General features: G+C 54.1%; 16 protein-coding genes. 5 read left to right on the top strand and 11 right to left on the bottom strand.

Annotated features, from left to right (window positions below; translation table 11 throughout):
* Positions 1–25: 25 nt before the first annotated feature.
* A complete protein-coding gene (locus tag RT644_RS15535; protein WP_016495703.1) occupies positions 26–1,546 on the bottom strand; it encodes an aldehyde dehydrogenase family protein in 1,521 nt (506 codons plus the stop codon).
* A gap of 274 nt (positions 1,547–1,820) precedes the next feature.
* On the opposite strand from RT644_RS15535, the gene RT644_RS15530 reads away from it, so the two are divergent.
* Positions 1,821–3,578: a sigma-54-dependent Fis family transcriptional regulator gene (locus RT644_RS15530; RefSeq protein WP_313627228.1), complete on the top strand. Its 1,758-nt coding sequence runs from the start codon at positions 1,821–1,823 to the stop codon at positions 3,576–3,578.
* 96 nt (positions 3,579–3,674) lie between these two features.
* On the opposite strand, the gene mqo is transcribed toward RT644_RS15530, so the two are convergent.
* Both mqo and RT644_RS15520 read right to left on the bottom strand, forming a co-directional pair.
* Positions 3,675–5,366 (bottom strand): malate dehydrogenase (quinone), encoded by a 1,692-nt coding sequence (gene mqo / locus RT644_RS15525; protein WP_313627227.1) that lies wholly within the window; start codon positions 5,364–5,366, stop codon positions 3,675–3,677.
* Between the two features lie 258 nt (positions 5,367–5,624).
* Positions 5,625–6,539, bottom strand: coding sequence for an N-acetylmuramic acid 6-phosphate etherase (locus tag RT644_RS15520; RefSeq protein ID WP_313627226.1), 915 nt, complete (start codon positions 6,537–6,539; stop codon positions 5,625–5,627).
* Positions 6,540–6,712: 173 nt separating this feature from the next.
* Between RT644_RS15520 and RT644_RS15515 the strand changes: the two genes are divergently transcribed.
* On the top strand, positions 6,713–8,326 hold the full coding sequence (locus RT644_RS15515; RefSeq protein WP_313627225.1) for a sensor histidine kinase: 1,614 nt from the start codon (positions 6,713–6,715) through the stop codon (positions 8,324–8,326).
* Positions 8,323–9,042, top strand: coding sequence for a two-component system response regulator DcuR (gene dcuR, locus RT644_RS15510; protein WP_016495698.1), 720 nt, complete (start codon positions 8,323–8,325; stop codon positions 9,040–9,042). The genes RT644_RS15515 and dcuR overlap by 4 nt, the downstream gene beginning before the upstream one ends.
* On the opposite strand, the gene RT644_RS15505 is transcribed toward dcuR, so the two are convergent.
* Positions 9,023–9,985, bottom strand: a complete 963-nt coding sequence (locus RT644_RS15505; protein WP_313627224.1) for an FAD:protein FMN transferase — start codon at positions 9,983–9,985, stop codon at positions 9,023–9,025. The two genes, dcuR and RT644_RS15505, sit on opposite strands and share 20 nt — an antisense overlap.
* A 66-nt stretch (positions 9,986–10,051) precedes the next feature.
* Positions 10,052–12,832: a flavocytochrome c gene (locus RT644_RS15500; RefSeq protein WP_160269794.1), complete on the bottom strand. Its 2,781-nt coding sequence runs from the start codon at positions 12,830–12,832 to the stop codon at positions 10,052–10,054.
* A 636-nt stretch (positions 12,833–13,468) separates the two neighbouring features.
* On the opposite strand from RT644_RS15500, the gene RT644_RS15495 reads away from it, so the two are divergent.
* Together RT644_RS15495 and fumA are read left to right on the top strand one after the other, a co-directional pair.
* Entirely contained in the window at positions 13,469–14,980 is a 1,512-nt protein-coding gene (locus RT644_RS15495) for an anion permease (RefSeq protein WP_071925190.1), read from the top strand.
* A 51-nt stretch (positions 14,981–15,031) separates the two neighbouring features.
* Positions 15,032–16,681 carry a class I fumarate hydratase FumA gene (gene fumA / locus RT644_RS15490; RefSeq protein WP_045509718.1) on the top strand — a complete coding sequence of 550 codons (1,650 nt, stop codon included), beginning with the start codon at positions 15,032–15,034 and terminating at the stop codon, positions 16,679–16,681.
* Positions 16,682–16,750: 69 nt separating this feature from the next.
* Here fumA and RT644_RS15485 read toward each other — a convergent pair whose 3' ends face one another.
* The 6 genes from RT644_RS15485 to RT644_RS15460 form a co-directional block, all read right to left on the bottom strand.
* On the bottom strand, positions 16,751–17,059 hold the full coding sequence (locus RT644_RS15485) for a hypothetical protein (protein WP_016495693.1): 309 nt from the start codon (positions 17,057–17,059) through the stop codon (positions 16,751–16,753).
* Positions 17,049–17,423: a hypothetical protein gene (locus RT644_RS15480; protein WP_269231164.1), complete on the bottom strand. Its 375-nt coding sequence runs from the start codon at positions 17,421–17,423 to the stop codon at positions 17,049–17,051. The genes RT644_RS15485 and RT644_RS15480 overlap by 11 nt, the downstream gene beginning before the upstream one ends.
* A gap of 42 nt (positions 17,424–17,465) precedes the next feature.
* On the bottom strand, positions 17,466–17,897 hold the full coding sequence (locus RT644_RS15475; protein ID WP_313627223.1) for a hypothetical protein: 432 nt from the start codon (positions 17,895–17,897) through the stop codon (positions 17,466–17,468).
* 118 nt (positions 17,898–18,015) lie between these two features.
* Complete coding sequence (locus tag RT644_RS15470; protein ID WP_313627222.1) at positions 18,016–18,732, bottom strand: hypothetical protein; 717 nt, start codon at positions 18,730–18,732, stop codon at positions 18,016–18,018.
* Positions 18,733–18,778: 46 nt separating this feature from the next.
* Positions 18,779–19,006, bottom strand: a complete 228-nt coding sequence (locus RT644_RS15465; RefSeq protein ID WP_313627221.1) for a hypothetical protein — start codon at positions 19,004–19,006, stop codon at positions 18,779–18,781.
* Positions 19,007–19,145: 139 nt separating this feature from the next.
* Complete coding sequence (locus RT644_RS15460) at positions 19,146–19,919, bottom strand: hypothetical protein (protein WP_313627220.1); 774 nt, start codon at positions 19,917–19,919, stop codon at positions 19,146–19,148.
* Positions 19,920–20,083 lie beyond the last annotated feature (164 nt).

Below are 20,083 nucleotides of genomic sequence, written 5' to 3'. Positions count from 1 at the left end.
TATCGCCTCATCCTGATGTAGATAATTAATACAGCCCCAGCGGCGAACCGCTGTAACTCACCAGCAGGTTTTTGATCTGCTGATAGTGGCTCAGCGCCAGTTTGTGGGTTTCACGCCCGACGCCCGAGTTTTTGTAACCGCCAAACGCCGCATGTGCCGGGTAGAGGTGGTAACAGTTTGTCCATACGCGACCCGCTTTAATGCCGCGCCCCATGCGCCATGCGCGATTGATATCCAGCGTCCACACCCCTGCGCCGAGGCCAAACTCGGTGTCGTTGGCGATACGCAGCGCTTCGGCTTCATCTTTAAAGGTGGTAATGCCCAGCACCGGCCCAAAAATCTCTTCCTGGAAGCAGCGCATCCCGTTATGGCCTTTAATCAATGTCGGCTGGATATAGAAACCGTTTTGCAGCCCGTCGCCGTGTTCCACGTGAGCGCCGCCGGTAATGATTTCGCCGCCTTCGTCGCGGGCAATCGAGATGTAAGAGAGGATCTTGTCGTACTGCTCTTGTGACGCCTGCGCACCAATCATGGTGTCGGTGTCAAACGGGTCGCCTTTGCGGATGTTCTCCATGCGGGCGATGACTTTTTCGACAAACTGCGGGTAGATCGATTCCTGCACCAGCACGCGCGACGGGCAGGTGCAGACTTCGCCCTGGTTGAAGAAGCCGAGCACCACGCCTTCCACCGCTTTATCAATAAAGCCTTCATCACCATTCATCACATCTTCAAAGTAGATATTGGGTGATTTGCCGCCGAGTTCGACGGTGCTGGGGATGATGTTTTCCGCCGCGCACGAAAGGATGTGGCGGCCAATCGGCGTGGAGCCGGTAAAGGCGATTTTTTCGATGCGTTTGCTGCGCGCCAGCGGTTCACCGGCTTCAGTGCCGAAGCCGTGCACCACATTCAGCACGCCTTTGGGTAGCAGATCGCCAATCAGTTCCATCAACACGCAGATGCCAAGCGGCGTCTGTTCAGCCGGTTTCAGTACCACGCAGTTGCCCGCCGCCAGCGCCGGCGCCAGTTTCCACGCCGCCATCAGCAGCGGGAAGTTCCACGGAATGATCTGCCCGACCACGCCCAGCGGTTCATAGATGTGGTAAGCAACCGTATTGCTGTCGATCTCTGCCGCTGTCCCTTCCTGCGCGCGGATACAACCGGCGAAATAACGGAAGTGATCAACAGCCAGCGGCAAATCCGCGCCCATGGTTTCGCGGATCGGTTTTCCGTTATCCCAGGTTTCTGTTAATGCCAGCATTTCCAGGTTGGCTTCGATGCGATCGGCAATGGCCAGCAGCACATTGGCGCGATCCTGCACGCTGGTTTTTCCCCAGGCGTCGGCGGCAGCATGCGCTGCGTCCAGAGCCTTCTCAATATCCGCCGCGTCTGAGCGCGGGAATTCGGCAATCACCTGTCCGGTGACCGGCGAGGTGTTGGTAAACCAACGCCCTTCCACCGGGTCAACAAATTCACCGCCAATATAGTTGCCATAACGCTGTTTAAAAGAGACTTTCGCGCCATCAAGGCCAGGGTGGACATATTTCATAAGATGTTCCTCTTTTATTATCGGTACAGGTGAGGCGTCGCGCATCGTGGCGGACACAGTGACATAAGCAGTTCTTATGCCAGGTCGTAGCAAACGATCCGTCGCAGGTGCGTTTATGCTGATAAAACAAGGAAATAACTGAAAGTCAGACTTTTGCCGGAATGAAATGACACAAAAAAGGCTGGTACAGGGTGCGGGAAGTGTGTCGCACGTCGCTACATACGGGACACTGTTATGCTACACAAATGTAACATCTCATTTAATGGAGAGTCACATGCCGCCACGCGCCTTGTCCCTCGCTCCTGCCGGGTTACCCTGCCTGCTTGAAAACTCCTGGCAGCGTAGTCGCAGCTACGGGTTGACCCGCGATGATGACGCCCAGCCCTGGGTAGCGACATCCATGCTGAAAGATGCCCGCGCGGAAAACGGTTGGGTCAACCATCTGGCCGCCCCGCTGCTGGCGCGACTGCGCCCGGAGCTTACCAGTCATCCGTCGATAATGGTGCTGTCCGACGCTACCGGTCTGGTGCTGGAGACCCACGGCAACCGCGACTTTCTGCAAAAAGCGCAGCGTTATGCGCTGGCACCTGGCAACCTGTGGGGCGAACACGCGCGCGGCACTAACGCGATAGGGACTGCGCTGGCATTGCAGCGCCATTGTGAAGTCTCCGGCGGCGAACATTACCTCAGCCGCAACGCAGGCTTGTTTTGCTCGGCGTCCCCCGTCTTCCGACCGGACGGACAAATTGCCGGGGTATTAGATCTCTCAACACCCGCCCAGGCACCGCGCCGCGATGCCGCCGCGCTGATCCGTCGCGCGGTATGCCAAATAGAACATGAGTGGGCCACCAGCGCGCTTGGTGCCGACCGCTGGCTGCTGAGTCTGCATCACGACCCGTCGGTGCTCGGCAGTGCGCAGGAGCTGTTGCTGATTTTCGCCGATCAGACATTGCTCGGTGCGAACAAGCTGGCGATGGATGAGTTTTCGCTGACGCCGCAGCATTTTGGCGAACTCTCTTTGCAAACGCTTTTCCCGGAGGCCGGTTTACATGTCGGCGAAACCACCCTTGATGCCAGTAATACACGGCGCTACTACGCGCGTCAGACGCTGCCTGCACGGCGCTATATCGGGCGCGGCGCAGCCCTCGCGCAGGATCAACTGGCGCGGGAAAAAGAGAAAGCACTGCGCATTGTTAATGCCGGGATTGCCTTATGCGTGACCGGTGAAACCGGCAGCGGGAAAGAGTATCTGGCCCGCGAGCTATATGCCCGCAGCCAGTGGCGCACAGGAAACTTTGTCGCCATTAACTGTGCGGCGCTCCCGGAGCATTTGATTGAGTCCGAACTGTTTGGCTATGTTCCCGGCGCGTTTACCGGCGCAAGCCCGAAAGGCTATATCGGTAAGTGCCGGGAAGCCGATGGTGGCGTTCTGTTTCTTGACGAGATTGGCGATATGCCGCTGGCGCTGCAAACCCGCCTGCTGCGCCTGTTGCAGGAGAAGAAAGTGACGCCGCTGGGTGCCAACAGTGTGTATGACGTCAACTTCACGCTAATTTGTGCCACCCATCAGGATCTCGCCGCTCGGGTGCAAGCCGGGACATTCCGCGAAGATCTGCTGTACCGCATTCAGGAGTTTCATCTGCGCATTCCTCCGTTGCGCGAGTGGCAGAATGTTGATGGGTTTATCCAAAAACTGTGGCAGGAGCTGGGCGCAGCCAGCCGTGGCCTTACTCTTAGCGCCGAGGTGGTTGCCACGCTGGCGGGTCGCCCGTGGCCGGGAAATGTGCGCCAGTTACTCAGCCAGTTGCGGGTATTGATGGCGCTGGCGGAAGACGGTGATTGCATTACGCTTGCGGATCTTCCCCCTGACATTGCCTCTTCGCCCCCGCCAACGCTGGCGGTGGCAGCCCCGCAAGATGAGCAGAGCGCGATTGCAGAAGCGCGGGGCAACATGAGCCTGGCGGCCAAAAAACTGGGGATATCGCGCAGCACGCTCTACCGCCGCCTCGAAAAACGGCAAGCGAACGGTTAAATGCGCGACGGGAATAACAACAAAGTTTAATTCAGGCGGGAACGGTCGCAGACCGACTAAAAGAGAAAGGGCGCACCGGAGTGCGCCCTGTTTTATTTACAGCGCCATATCGTGCTGTGGGGAGGCGTCGCTTTTCGCTTCAGCCGGTTTGTCAGCCGGAGCATCGTTTTTCGCCTCTGCCGGTTTGTCAGCCGGGGCGTTTTTCTGATCGTTCATCTCAATCACCGGCGGTTTCGCCAGTTGCAGCGTGGCAGCGGTGTCATCCCATACTTTCTGAGTCAACGCCACGTTACCGTTCATCTCCTGACCGTAGCTCGGCACGATGTCGCGGATTTTGCTCTGCCACTGCGGCGAGTTGAACTGCTCCGGGAACATCTTCTTCAGCACATTCAGAGTGATTGGTGCTGCCGTCGACGCGCCCGGCGATGCGCCAAGCAGCGCAGAGATGGTTTTCTGCTGATCGACCACCACTTCGGTGCCAAGCTTCAGCACGCCACCTTTGTCTTCATCTTTCTTGATGATCTGCACACGCTGGCCGGCCTGGATCAGTTTCCAGTCCTCTTTACGCGCCTGCGGATAGTACTCTTTCAGCGCTTCAAAGCGGTCTTCATCGCTCAGCATGACCTGACCAATCAGGTATTTCACTAGGTCGAAGTTGTCGAGCCCTACGTGGGTCATCGGCATAAAGTTGCTGGTGGTGGTAGTGCTCAGCAGGTCTAAGAAGGAGCCGTTTTTCAGGAATTTGGTGGAGAAGGTCGCGAACGGCCCAAACAGCACCACGCGTTTGCCATCAATAAAGCGGGCATCGATATGCGGTACCGACATCGGTGGCGCGCCCACGGACGCCTGACCGTAGACTTTTTGCAGGTGCTGGCTGGTGATCGCCGGGTTTTCCGTCATCAGGAAGGAACCGCCGACCGGGAAGCCCGCGTAGTTATCCGCTTCCGGGATGCCGGTTTTTTGCAGCAGCTTCAGCGCCCCGCCACCGGCACCGATAAAGACATATTTCGCATCGATGGCGTGCTCGTTACCGCTGTTCACGTCTTTGATGGTGACATGCCAGGAGTTATCGGCATTGCGTTTGAAATCGGTCACTTCGGAAGAGGTTTGCAGGGAGAAGTTGCTGCTTTTTTTCAGGCTGCCAACCAGCTGACGGGTAATTTCACCGTAGTTAACGTCGGTGCCGACCGGCGTCCAGGTGGCGGCGACTTTCTGGTTCGGGTCGCGCCCTTCCATCACCAGCGGTGCCCACTGTTTAATTTGCTGATGGTCGGTGGAGAATTTCATGCCCTGGAATAAGGTCGTTTGCTGCAAAGCGGCATAACGTTTTGCCAGATAATCCACATTATCGCCCCAGACGAAACTCATGTGCGGCGTGGAATTAATAAAAGCGTGCGGGTTATTCAAAATACCGCGCTTCACCTGTGCCGACCAGAACTGGCGGGAAATCATAAACTGCTCATTAATTTCCAGCGCTTTGCTGACATCAATAGAGCCATCCGGACGCTGCGGCGTGTAATTAAGTTCCATATTTGCCGAGTGACCGGTGCCGGCATTATTCCAGCCGTTAGAAGACTCGAGCGCCACGCCATCGAGTTTTTCCACCATCACTTGTTTCCACTCCGGCTGCAGCTCCTGCAGCCAGGTGCCCAGAGAGGCGCTCATGATGCCGCCGCCAATCAGCAGGAAGTCCGTTTTTTGTGTCTCTTCCGCATACGCGCTGGTCACTGAACTGACGAGTAACGCGACGGCGCTGAGCGAGATAATTGTCTTTTTCATTGCAGGCATAATTATAAGGTTACATAGCAGGTGTGATTCGTGAAAACAGATATTAACGCACTTTTACGTTAATTTAAAATATCATTCACAATTCAGCTCATATCGATAAATAGTATTTCGCCGATTTTTTAAATTAAAAAAAGCAGTGACATAAATAATGTGGAATTAATAGTGGCGGGATTTATCTTAAAAACTCGAAATATCAAACGTTCGCACAATACATAATAAAAAAGCCCGCCGTAATTATTGGCGGGCTTTTTTCATTATTCAGACATCAGCAAAATGCGTTTTCGCCTCCTGTAAGGCAATTCGCAAATGATCGTTATTCTCGGTTAGCAGATCGCGCGCGCGCCAGGCATCCAGACCGGTCAGCACCATTAATATCGCCGTACGGCAGTTATGGTCGCAGCTCTCCAGCGCGCTTTTCGCTTGCTCGCGAGAGCACTGCGTCGCCGCCATCACCAGCGTGATTTGCCGCTCTGCCCAGTGCACACTGGTCGCCTGCACATCCACCCGCAGGTTGCTGTAAACACGCCCGGTACGGATAGCAAGACCGGTTGCCAGCATATTGAGGATTTGCTGCTGGGCAAGCCGCGCTTTCGGTTCGCTAAAACCACTCACCACCTCCGCGCCGCTGTCCGGTGCCAGCACGATATCCGCCAACCGGGCGGCTTCGCTATCGTGACCCCGGCAAACCAGCGCGATGCGTGCGCCGAGCACCCAGGCGTGGCGCAGCGCGCCCCATGTCCACGGCGTTTTACCACTGACCGACAGCGCCACCAGCATATCGTCATGGCTAAAGTTGATGGCCTGTAAATCGGCAACCCCGCGTTCATAATTTGCCGCCGCCGCGTCACGCTCTTGCGCGTTAGCATTGATGCCACCGGCCAACAAGCCAATAACGCCATGACGTGTATCGGGAGCAAAACCTTGTGCGGTTTGTATCGCCGCCTGCCCGGACGCACCGGCGCCGATAATCACCACCCTGCCGGCGCGATTCAGCGTCGCGCTGGCGTTATCCACCAGCCGGGCGATCTCCGGCAAACAGGCGCTTACCGCGTCGGTAACCTGTTTATCTTCCTCATTGATGAGCGTCAGCATATCCAGCGTGGCGAGCCGGTCGATGTCGGTCGTGCGGCGGTTGCGACGTTCCACTAGTGAACCGTTTGGCTTACTGCTCATACCCTGCTCCTTCTGAATGGTTCCACACTCACTATAAGGTTATTTATCTGCCTTACCTGCGAATGGGGTCACGCTTCACGGCTACGCCGCGCATTTTGTACTTCTCGCGCCGCTTTAAGATTTTTACGCCTTCGGTGATAATAACTATCTTGATGTGAATAATTGGGTTTGGCATGAAAGAGTTAGCGCAGCGGATAAAACCACGCAAACGCCCTATGAAGCTCAGTACCACCGTGACGCTAATGGTATGCAGCGTTATCGGTTCGGTGTTGCTGCTGGCCTTTGCCCTGTGGTTCTGGCAAATCAGTAATGCCACGCGCGATGGTGTAAAAGAGACGGCGCTGGCCGTTGCGCGCACGCTGGCTGATTCGCCTGAAATCAAGCGTGGATTATTGTTGCCGCCTGACAGCAACGTGATCCAGCCGCTGACGGAAGCGGTCGCTGCCCGCAACGATCTGCTGTATGCCATCGTCACCAATATGCACGGCATCCGTTATTCGCACCCGAACGCCGGGATCATCGGGCAACACTTTATTGGCGAGGATCTAAACCCGGCGCTGAAAGGCAAAGAAAATGTCGCCGTGAACCGCGGCGTGCTGGCACCGGCATTACGCGTTTTTACACCGGTATATGACGACGCCAACCAGCAAATTGGCGTGGTGGTGGTCGGGATCTCGCTGAGCAAGGTCGATCAGCAAGTCAGCCGCAGCCGCTGGGCGGTGATGTGGACGCTGCTGTTTAGCGCGCTGGTGGGCTCGCTCGGTACCTGGCAACTGGTGCGGGTGCTGAAACGCATTCTGCTTGGCCTTGAGCCGCACGAGATCTCGGCGCAATTCAAGCAGCGCCAGGCGATGTTACAGTCACTGAAAGAAGGGGTGATTGCCGTCGATGCTGACGGGCGCGTAACGCTGCTTAACCATGCCGCACGGCAGATGCTGCTGACCAATGCACCAGACGGTGCCGCCGGACACGGGCCTCTGCTCGCCGACCTGCTCGAAGTGCTGGAAACCGGCGAGCCAACCCACGATCGCGAGCTCGGTTGCAACGGTCTGCTGCTGCTCAGCAATACCGTGCCGGTGCGCAGCCAGGGCGTGGTGATTGGCGCGATCAGCACTTTCCGCGATAAAACCGAAGTCAGCCAGCTACTCCAGCGGCTGGACGGGATGGTGAATTATGTTGATGCGTTGCGCACCACGTCCCACGAATTTATGAACAAGCTGCATGTTATTCTCGGCCTGCTAAACATGAAAAGTTATGACAAGCTTGAAGAGTACGTGCTGCAAACCGCGCAGAATTATCAAACCGATATTGGCGCTATTCAGCACCGGGTTAAATCGCCGGTGGTGGCGGGTTTCCTGTTAGGCAAAATCAACCGGGCGAAAGAGCGCGGTTTTACGCTGACGCTGGCGGATGAGAGCCTGGTGCCGGATAACCCCAATGAGAAGCAAGTTACCGTGCTGGTGACGGTGCTGGGGAATCTCATCGAAAATGCGCTCGATGCCATGAGTAGTCAGCCGGAAGGCGAAGTGGGTATCCTGCTGCATTATCAGGATGGCTGGCTGACCGGCGAAGTGAGCGACGATGGTCCGGGCATTGCGCCGGGTAATATCAACGCCATTTTCCGCAAAGGATTCTCGACGAAAGGTGATAACCGGGGCGTTGGGCTGTTTCTTGCCAGCCAGCAGCTCACCGAACTTGGCGGCACGATCACCGTCGAGTCTGAACCCGGTGTCTTTACCCAATTTTTTGTCCATCTCCCCTGGGATAGTGAAAGGAAGAACGCGTGATAAATGTATTAATTGTTGACGATGATGCCATGGTCGCCGAGCTGAACCGCATGTATGTGGCGCAGATCGCCGGCTTTCAGTGCTGCGGCACGGCATCGACGCTGCGCCAGGCCGAGGAGATGATTAACGATCCGCAGCGGGATATTGATCTGGTGCTGCTGGATGTCTATATGCAGCAGGACAGCGGGCTGGATCTGCTCCCCATCATTCGCGCCAGTGGCCGGGCGATTGATGTCATTATGATCACCTCCTCCGCCGATGCGGCAACCATTCAGACGTCACTGCACTATGGGGTGGTGGATTATCTGATCAAACCCTTCCAGTTCCCGCGCTTCGAAGAAGCGCTGACCTCATGGCGCGAAAAGCGCAAGCTGATGAGTGCGCACCCCTATTATGAGCAGTCTGATGTCGACCGCCTGTTACACGGTGGCGCGCCGGAAGCCGCCGATACGCGCCGCCTGCCAAAAGGGTTAACCGCGCAGACATTGCGCACTATTTGCCAGTGGATTGACGCCCATCCGGGCATTGAGTTTTCTACCGATGAACTGGCGAATGCCGTGAATATTTCGCGCGTGTCGTGCCGTAAATACCTGATTTGGCTTGCCCAAATCAATATTCTCTACACCACCATTCACTACGGTGCAACCGGTCGCCCGGTGTATCGCTACCAGTTGATCGCCGACCAATACAGCTTACTTAAGCAGTACAGTCAGTGATCCGGTAACTGTCGTCGCACGGCGTAAAGCGGAACTGGCGCTGTGAAGAGAGGATAATGTCGCGGTTTTTGGTGACGAAAATCGCTTCAATATCCTCGCGCTGTTTCAGTAATGCGCAGCCTTTTTCCACACCGAGACCGAAGATAAGCGTGGTCCAGATATCACCGTCGAGCGAATCGCGGGAAATGATCGTCACGCTGTCGAGTTCGTTATCCAGCGGGTAACCACTGCGCGGGTCAAGAATATGGTGCCAGCGTTTACCATCCTGTTCGAAATAGCGCTCGTAGGTGCCGGATGTCACCACCGATTGGTTCACCACGTCTATCGACCCCACCAGCGCATCGCCGGATGAGAAAGGTTTTTTCAGCCCGATAGACCAGCTACCTTGCGGCGTGCCCAGGGTTTGCACATTGCCCCCCAGGTTAATCAATCCGTCGCGCACATCCTGCTGATGCAGGTAATCGCGCACCCGATCGGCGATAAAGCCTTTGGCGATTGCGCCAAGATCGATCTCCATCCCCGGCTGGGTGAGAAACACGCTGCTGTCGGCATCATTCAGCACCACATCCTGCGGACGGGTAATGCGCAGCCGCGCGGTTATCTCGTCGTCTGGCGGTACGCGGTCGCCTTTAAAACCGATACGCCACAGTTTCACCAGCGGGCCAATCGCCAGGTTAAAAGCGCTGTCCTGCACCATGCTGGCGGCTTTGGCGCATTTAATCAGTTCATACACCGGACGGCTGACCGCCACCGGATGTTGTCCCGCGGCGTGATTAATATCCATCACCTGTGAACGGGCGCGGTTGACCGTCAGCAGATCTTCGTAACGTTTGATAAGGCCAAAAACGCGGGAGGCGAGCGCTTCGTTATCGGCAAAGAGTTTCAGCAGAATGGGAGAACCCATAAGGGTTGCAGAGTAGCTCCAGACACGGTTATCGGACATCGCACTCTCCTGATGGGCTAAATTGAGCAGGCCTGCGCACTGGCAGGCCTGAAGTGTAGCACGCGGTTAGCCGCGTTTGGCGCGCATTGCAGCCTGGTGTCCCGCCAGTGAGCCGAAGATAATAATATCGGCCACGGCGTTCCCACCGATACGGTTGCCGCCATGCAGGCCGCCAACCACTTCCCCGGCGGCATAAGCGCCCGCGATCACCTGGTTTTCTGTGTTCAACACTTCGGTATCAGTGTTGATGGTCACTCCGCCCATGGTGTGGTGCACACCCGGTGCAATCTGGATCGCGTGGAACGGGCCTTCATTGATCGGTGCACGCAGTGCGGTAGTGCGACCAAAGTCCTCATCGTGCTGTTTTTCCACAAAGCCGTTGTAGCGTTCGAGCGTGGCCAGGAAAGCGTGGTAATCGATACCCAGTTTATCCGCCAGTTCACGCGGCGAGCTGGCGCTGGTAACCAGGCCACGCGCGATATACTCGTCTGCCGCTTTGTTTTTCGCTCTGACATGCTCATCAAACACGATGTAAGCGTAATGTTCCGGCAGGGCGATGATTGCCGCCGAGACTTTATCGCGGGTCGACATTTCGTTAAAGAAGCGTTTGCCCTGCTGGCTGACGAGAATCGCACCGCCGCCGCGAATCGATTCGGAAATCAGGTACGAGGTATTCTGTTCAACGGTCGGGTGGATCTGAATTTCGCCCATATCCACAGTGCCCGCGCCAATACGTTCCAGCAGTGCGATACCGCCGCCGGTCGCGCCTTTATGGTTGGTGGTGACAAAACCTTCCAGATCCGGACGGTATTTCACCACCATTGCGCTGTTGGCGCTGAAACCACCGGTCGCCACAATCACACTTTTCGCCTCGATCACCACACTCTCCTGCTCTTCAGTCAGCAGGCGTACGCCGCGCACTTCACCTTGCTCAAACAGAATGTCGTCCACTGAGGTATCCAGCATTACATCGATGCCGCGTTTGGTGACATTACGCACCAGACCGCTAATCAGGTAGCCACCGACTGCCGATCCGTCGCGCGGGCGGTGCGTACGGTCAATGCTCATCCCGCCAGTGGTGGTGATGTCGTTAAGCATAATGCCGCGACGAGCCAGCCATTCGATGGCTTCTGGCGCATTTTCCACAAAGCGACGCAGCAGCGCCGGATTGTTTTTGTTACCCCCGCCTTTCAGGGTTTCCGCGTAGAACAGCTCTTTGCTGTCCTGAATGCCTTTTACGCGCTGGAAGCGGGTTTCCGCGGCGTTCATGCCCGCAGAGGCTTTAATAGTGTTACCGCCGATGGTTGGCATTTTTTCGACAATCAGTACGCTCGCACCTTCGTCGTGCGCCTGAATCGCCGCCGCCAGACCCGCGCCGCCGCTACCGACAACCACAACGTCATAGCGTTTGGGTTCCTGAGAGTCACTGCCCTCTTCCGCCGCCAGCGCTTTGCTGGATTTCACCATCGCTTTTGATACCGCTTTTTTCACCGCTTCGCTCTGGCTGGTTGCGCCTGAAATCGCGTCAACGTGCGGGCTGTTGGCCGTCAGGATGCGGCCGCGGATCTCTTCAAAGCTGCTGGTGAATTCAACGCTATCAACGGTACTTGAGGCGAGTTCGATATCGACGATGCGGTCTGTGTCGAGGCTGACATTGATAACCAGCTCGTTAGCGTCGTCCTGAACCGTTTCAGCAAAAAGACCTGGCTTAAATTTCGAAGCGCCCATGCTCATGTCGCGGATCATCGCTTCAACCAGCGAGAAACGCCACAGCGGTTCCGGGATATTCAGCGCTTCACGCTGAGTACTATCAATGAACAGCTCCAGGGTTTCACCGTTGGCGATACGCGCCGTCCAGTCCGGATACGCGATGCACGCACGGCCTACCGCAATCAGGTCATAGCCGTGATCCAGCCCCTGCTCAGCGTCGGCGGCATTAACGATACCGCCAACACCCATCACCGGCACCTGCGCCAGCGTTGCAGAACGCATGGCACAATATTTTTTAATCAGTGGCGTCGGATCGCTGGTGTCGTTAATGGAAGGACGCAGCGCCGCACCCAGCGAAAAGTGCAAATAATCAACACCGCGCGCCGCCAGCTTTTCCAGCAGGAACATGGTGTCATCAAAACGGATGCCGGGCACTTCCAGCTCTTCCGGCGAGAAACGGTAACCGATAATAAAGGCGTCGTCGGCGTACTGACGCGCCATTTTATGGGTGATGTCCAGTACGGCCAGCGGGAACTTCGCGCGGTTGTCGCGGCTGCCGCCCCACTCATCATCGCGCTGGTTGGAGTTTGGCGAGAAGAATTGCTGGATAAGGTAGGTATTGGCACCGTGAATTTCGACACCATCGAACCCGGCCTGAATGGCGCGGCGTACGGCGTCACCAAATTTGCCAATCATCCCTTCCACTTCAGCGGTGGTCAGCGCAACCGGGGTTGCCGCGCCATCACGCGGAGCGGCAATAGCGCTCGGACCAACCGGAGCACGACCGCCAATCAGCTTCGGTTCGACCATGCGGCCGCCGTGGTAAATCTGCAAAATTGCTTTTGAACCTTCGGCTTTAATCGCCGAGGCAATTTTTGCCAGACCGGCAATTTTCTCGTCGTTATCAATACCGATAGCGCCTGGAAATGCCAGGCCGAGATCATCGACAAAACAGCATTCAACAATAATGGTGCCGATACTTCCGGCGCGGGCGCGATAATATTCCACCAGTTCACTGCTGACTGTCCCGTCAAAATAACCTGTGCAGGTGGTCATTGGCGCCATTAACAAACGGTTTTTCAGTTCTGCGCCATTCGGCAAGGTAAACGGGCTGAGGATGCGTTCGTTGCTGGTCATAATTAAACTCCAAATCTAAAAATTAAAAACTTTGAATTCGGTGACGGATTTATTTTTCGTTCTGTTTTTTAATCCTGATGTCGTGTATTTAATATACCGTGAATTTTAATTACCAAATTAATTACGTTAGTTATAAAACTATTTAACCACCTTAATAACAGAGCTACCTCCAGCGTATTATCATTTTTAAATATCGTATTCACATGACTTTAATTACCGGTAACATTGCGATTACTTCACACTTTTCCTTTCCAGCTTTATTCAAATAATAAAATAGTGAAATATCATATAGTTAAAAGAAAACACCTCGTTAATGAGAGTTATTATCAGCACCATTTTTTAACATTTACGGTAATTTTGTGAAATTAACCACATAATACTCTGTGGGTATTCATTTTATTAAAAAAAGTGTCGTTCGTTTCGTTTTCTTGATCTCAATCAATAGTATTCGCCAATGGAAGAGCAATATATAAATACGCTCAGATTTTTATTTAATGCGATTGAATTTGCGTTAAACAACACATGCCAGAATGTGAAAAGTCTCAATAAAAAATTAAAGTAACTTTTGAAACTAAAATAATCAGAGATTCACTTTCCGCGCATGACCGAATTTTTAACTACTTGTAGATGCTCACTATGACAGAGAAAACAACAACCCCACCGTCTGCTCCCGCAGCCAGTGCAAAAGCCGGAAATAAAAACCGCCTGATAATGATGGCGTTGCCGATTATCGTGGCAGTGCTTCTGCTGTTTGTCCCGGTGCCGGAAGGTTTACCGCCATTTGCCTGGCACTACTTTGCTATCTTCGTTGGCGTTATTGTCGGCCTGATTTTCGAACCCCTGCCGGGTGCGGTTATCGGCATGACCGGCGTGGTGGTTATCGCGCTGTGTAGCCAGTGGCTACTGTTCAGTCCGGAACAACTGGCCGACCCGAAATTCAAGCTGGCTGGCCAGTCCTTTAAATGGGCGGTAAGCGGTTTCGGTAACTCCACCGTGTGGCTTATCTTCGGCGCGTTTATGTTTGCCGCCGGTTACGATAAAACCCAGTTTGGTCGCCGCCTGGCGCTGATTCTGGTGAAATATCTTGGCCGCCGCAGTCTGACGCTCGGTTACGCCATTACTTTCGCCGACCTGCTGCTGGCACCGTTCACCCCGTCAAACACCGCGCGCAGCGGCGGGACAATCTACCCGATTATCGCCAACCTGCCGCCGCTGTACGGTTCCAAACCGAACGATCCAAGCGCGCGCCGCATCGGTTCTTACCTGATGTGGGTGGCGATTACCGCAGCCTGTATCACCAGTTCTATGTTCCTTTCCGCACTGGCACCGAACCTGCTGGCGCTGGCGCTGGTGAAAAGCACCGTTGGCATTAACATCTCCTGGGGTAGCTGGTTTATCGCCTTCCTGCCGCTGGGCGTGCTGTTGATTCTGACCATGCCGCTGCTGGCTTACTGGTTCTACCCGCCAGAAGTGAAAGTCAATGACGAAGTGCCGCTGTGGGCCAGCCGCGAGCTGGAAAAACTGGGCAGAATGTCACGCAATGAAATCCTGCTGCTGGTGTTTGTCTGCTGTGCGCTGCTGATGTGGATCTTTGCCGCTGACTTTATCGAGCCTGCGCTTGCCGCGCTGCTGGTGGTCGTGCTGATGCTGTGGACCGGCGTATTAACCTGGAACGACATCACCAGCAACAAACCGGCATGGAACACCTTTGTCTGGTTCGCCACTCTGGTTGCGCTGGCCGATGGCCTCTCCACCACCGGCTTTATCGCCTGGTTGGGTAAAGAAGGCGGCCTGCTGATGAGCGGTATCTCTCCGGGGATGGCGACCATCGCCCTGCTGCTGGCGTTCTACCTGCTGCACTATCTGTTCGCCAGCACCACCGCGCACACCACGGCGCTGCTGCCTGCAATGCTGACCATCGCAGCGACAATTCCTGGCATCAATATGGAAGTCGTGGTTCTGGTTCTGTGTACCTCACTCGGCGTGATGGGCATCATCACCCCGTACGGTACTGGCCCAAGCCCGATTTACTACGGTAGCGGCTACCTGCCGACCAAAGATTACTGGCGTCTGGGCACCATCTTCGGTGCTATCTTCCTGGCCGCCCTGCTGTTGATTGGTTATCCGTGGATCACCATGATGTTCTGATTCGTAACCGCCGGGCATTCCCGGCGGTTTTATTTTATGGAGTAAAGAGCTATGTCGAACAAACCCTTTGTTTATCAGGACCCGTTCCCGCTGGCGAAAGACGATACGGAATATTATCTGCTGAGCCGTGAATATGTCTCCGTCGCCGACTTTGACGGCCAGCAAGTACTGAAAGTCGAGCCGGAAGCGCTGACGCTGCTGGCACAACGCGCATTCCATGACGCCTCTTTTATGCTGCGCCCTTCCCACCAGAAACAGGTGGCGGCCATTCTGCATGACCCGCAAGCGAGCGAAAACGACAAATACGTTGCTCTGCAATTCCTGCGTAACTCTGAAATCGCCGCTAAAGGCGTGCTGCCGACCTGCCAGGACACCGGCACGGCAATCATTATGGGTAAAAAAGGTCAGCGCGTGTGGACCGGCGGCGGCGATGAAGCCGCGCTGGCGCGTGGCGTTTACAACACCTACACCGAAGACAACCTGCGTTATTCGCAGAATGCGCCGCTGGATATGTATAAAGAGGTCAACACCGGCACTAACCTGCCTGCGCAGATCGATCTCTATAGCGTCGACGGCGACGAGTATAAATTCCTCTGCATCGCCAAAGGCGGCGGTTCAGCTAACAAAACCTATCTCTATCAGGAAACTAAAGCGCTGATTACACCGGCGAAGCTGAAAAACTATCTGGTTGAGAAGATGCGTACCCTCGGCACGGCAGCCTGCCCGCCATACCATATCGCCTTTGTGATTGGTGGTACGTCTGCGGAGTCCACGCTGAAAACGGTGAAACTGGCCTCAACCCGCTACTATGACGGCTTGCCGACCGAAGGTAACGAACATGGCCAGGCATTCCGCGATGTCCAGCTTGAACAAGAGCTGATGCAGGAAGCGCAGAACCTTGGCCTTGGCGCGCAGTTCGGCGGTAAATATTTCGCTCACGATATCCGTGTCATCCGTCTGCCGCGCCACGGTGCCTCCTGCCCTATCGGCATGGGCGTCTCCTGCTCCGCCGACCGTAACATCAAAGCGAAAATCAACCGCGAAGGTATCTGGATCGAGAAGATGGAGCACAATCCGGGGCAATATATTCCGGAAGAGCTGCGCCAGCAGGGCGAAGGCGATGTGGCGAAAATCGATCTCAACCAGCCGATGAAAGCGATCCTCGCACAGCTTTCCGCGTTCCCGGTATCAACCCGCGTTTCGCTGAACGGTACAATTATCGTGGCGCGTGATATTGCTCACGCGAAGCTGAAAGAGCTGATTGATAATGGCGAAGAGCTGCCGCAGTACGTGAAAGATCACCCGATCTACTACGCCGGCCCGGCGAAAACGCCAGAAGGGTATGCGTCCGGTTCGCTTGGCCCAACCACCGCAGGGCGTATGGACTCCTACGTGGATCTGCTGCAATCGCACGGCGCGAGTATGATCATGCTGGCAAAAGGCAACCGTAGCCAGCAAGTGACCGATGCCTGTGCCAAACACGGCGGTTTCTATCTGGGGAGTATTGGCGGTCCGGCTGCCGTCCTGGCGCAGCAGAGCATTAAGAGCCTCGAATGCGTGGCTTACCCGGAACTGGGTATGGAAGCAATCTGGAAAATTGAAGTGGAGAACTTCCCGGCGTTCATTCTGGTGGATGACAAAGGTAACGACTTCTTCCAGCAGATCCAGAACAAACAGTGTGCCGGCTGTAACCAGCGTTAAGTAAGATGTGAAAAACCCCCGGCGGAGTGTCCGACCGGGGGTTTTTATTGTTCATAAATCAGCGCATGTTTAGTTGATGCGAAGATCATCTTTCCAGCAGAGTCGATAATAGCGCGCAATAATCTTCGCCAGCGCTTCACGTTCGCCAGCCCCAATGACACTGCCGTCATCCCATCGTTTAAGGCTCGTTTTATCCAGCGTGCTGTAGCGCGCAGAAACCTCACAAATCAGTGCCCGTTCATTAAGCTGAAAGAAAAGAAACTCGCCCCGGTAAAGCAATTTAAGGCGAATAACGCCCCATTCGGCGTCATGAAACTGACAGGCAGAACCATCGCGCTTCAGTTCCTGCAACTCTTCGCGCCACGCTTTATTGATCATCGCTAACCACCAGCAGCGCATAAAGTGTGGCGATGTAACGGGCAGGCTGCTGCTCTTTATAACTGAAGATAACCAGCGTTTTCCCCTGCCCGCCTTCGCAGCTATGCGCAGAACAAAGAAGCGAGCCTTCTGGCGCGGAGTAACGCGTATAAGCCTCAGGATTGAAGGTAATGACTTTGATTCTTGCCGCCACCGCGGCCTGAATATCCTCGGGTAGCCGGGCAAAATCCCCGCTCTGGTAGAGATCCGGCTCAATTGGCTTCTGGCAACGCGGACAAATCAATTCGACAGGTTGATTAAAAAAGCGCGTTTCCTCGCCATCGTGCAGCATCACGCGTTTCTTAATAAGTTTGTCGATTTTCATCGTCGTCACCCTGCGCGAAAAATTGAAAATTCAGGTCGCCCTTCAGTCATTTCCAGTGCTGATATTAATGGCCCGCACTTTGCCGCCGGTGACATCGAAAGCGATATTTCTGTGCGCCAGTGAATACATAATCCACTCTTCGCCATCGCTGTTATCGGTTTCACCCGCACCATAATGCTCAATCACACGCTGTTTCGCATCGCCAGGCACCACACCACGCGCGGTATGCAATGTGGGGGCATGCAGCGTTATCTGCCCGATGACGTAACTGTCGACGCTTTTGCCGCGTTGCTGCCAGTCGATATTGGCGCTGTAGATATCAAACCCCGGAAAAATGTGGCGGTAATACTTATAGTTTTCCTCGCCAAATGGCACTTCGCCGACAAAATCCTCGCGGGTTTGTTTCCCGAGCGCCGTCAGCAGATTGCGATCCCAGTCCTGCCCCAGGGTGATAGCCTGTTTATTGATTTCCACGGTGAAGTCGTTTTCCGTCAGCGGCGTTTGCGCCGCCTGAGCAGAAAAAGCAAACAGCAGCGCAAAAAACAGGGAATATTCGACGCATTAACCTTTCCATAGTCAGTCAAAAGAAGCGCTATTTAAGCCAACTGCCCGCCTGGTTGACAAGCGTTTTACCCGCCTGCGTCACCACCAGTTTCGGCGGGTTGTAATCGACAAGATAAAGCACATCGCCATTACGGAATTCTGCGCCAATCACGCGGTTTTCATTATCCAGCCGCGTTTTACCGTGCAGGCTAATCTGCTGGCTGTCGCGGTTTCGCGCGCCGGTATAAAGCAGATCATCGCAAGGCGTAGTGAACGCGCCGCAATTATTGCGGATCGCCAGCATAAAGTTATCAGTGCGGATAATTTTCGTCGTCGCGCCAGCGTGAACGGTCTCTTTAACCAGCGCGTAATTTTCCGGGGCGTAATAATCTCCGTGTTCAGGCGGTTGCGTCAGATGCCACGCCAGCTTGTCACCATTAATAACCAGCGTGGCTTTGCCATTTTTACCGCCAAAGCTCGAATCAAACGTAACGATGGCGGTGTCATTTTTCACCTCGCCGCGCAGGTTATCCTGCTGTTTATCCGGGCAATCAATGCGGTTGCCGCGCTGAGTGATAAAGCAATACGATCCAGTAAGCTTGTTATTCTGCTGGGATAATTTCAGCGTTAATGTGGATTCGTTACTTTCACTGCCGTGCCACTGACCGGAAAAATCAGTTGCCGACGCGGCGCTGGCGCAGCAGGAGAGCAAGAAGCTCGCAACGACAAAATAAAGCCGCTGCTGAGTTGAATGAATAGCGTGCATAACGTGCGTCTGTTCCTTTTCAGCATCACAAAAAATGAGTTAATTCTTAAGGTCCGTAAAAAAACATCAAGGTCGACAGGTCGTTAAGCTCTGCTTTCGATAACGTATTTTTTTCCATGCGATCGTACTGGTAGATAATCCCTTTCATGGGAATGGTCGATGGATGCTCTCTGGCCATGGTCATTAATGTTTCAATATCCGACGGATTTTTGAGCGCTCGGCTGAGGAATTTGAGCAGTAACGCTTCGCCCTCTTCACGGGTTAACAGATCCATGCGCATTTTCTCATACGGTTAATTCAGCAGCGAAAAACTGGTGGCTGAAATAATTACCCTCGATAACGCCCTCAATGCTTCTCTGTTTTGCAGCACTATTACCTGTGCCTTTGAAACGCACGGTGACAGGCATGCGAATCTACTCATGCGCTTTCCAGATACCTTTTTCATCGAGAAGGATTTTATTGTTTTGTATCACGGTTAAGCTGTTATCAATTTTACTCAGTAGATAAGTGGTGGTGCCGTTTTTAAAGGTGTAAGTAATAACAGGGCAGATTGACTGTTCACAAGATTTCCGCACCGCAAAGCCATGCAAATTGACTTCGGCCCGATCATTTTTACGCACACCGTAGTACGTTGCTTCGTCACAATTCGCGCCGTTACCACACACCGTGACCACTTTTATCTTAAATTTAGGGGTTTCAAAAAAATCGACGAAGGTCTCAGCCGTTTGAGTAATCGCGGGCGTGTTAAACGACACATCCTGAAATCGGCTACCCCATTGTTGCAGCGCATCAGGAATGCTTTTTTCTCCCGTATTGCTTTTATAGTGTGCAACCGAAGCCGCTGGCACTACCCATGCGGCAGAAAGTCGACCATCCGGATAAATAACAAATGCGGAGGCATTTTCCAGATAGAGATCTTTCAGCCAGCCTTCAACGAATAACCCGCCATCCGCAGTGTGTCGCGGTTCGCCATAGACATCGAAATTGCCTGCAAACGCAGCGTAATCTGCCCCCAAGACATTTTTTAACGACGCCTGCACCTGCTTATCCACGGTGATATTTTCGACCGTTTCGAGCGTGTCATAATGGTTAATATCAATAACCGCAGCAGCGTCAAATGAGAAAAAAGAGACGAGTAAAATCAAAAAAACCGGCAGAAATATGTTGCCATGAAAAATCTGTCGCATAACGTCAGTTCGCATCCTGTTGCTACAAAATCGATAATTTTTATTATCAGTAAAACCACAAACAAAATACAGTAAGTATCAAATCGGTTCTGGCGTTGGCCATAACCTATGCAAATGCGAAAAATATCATTGCATTTTTCGTGCAGGGAACACGTTAAATAAGG

It is taken from the genome of Kosakonia sp. (assembly GCF_032104925.1).
Lineage (GTDB): Bacteria > Pseudomonadota > Gammaproteobacteria > Enterobacterales > Enterobacteriaceae > Kosakonia.
This window is presented reverse-complemented; position numbering and strand designations above follow the sequence as displayed.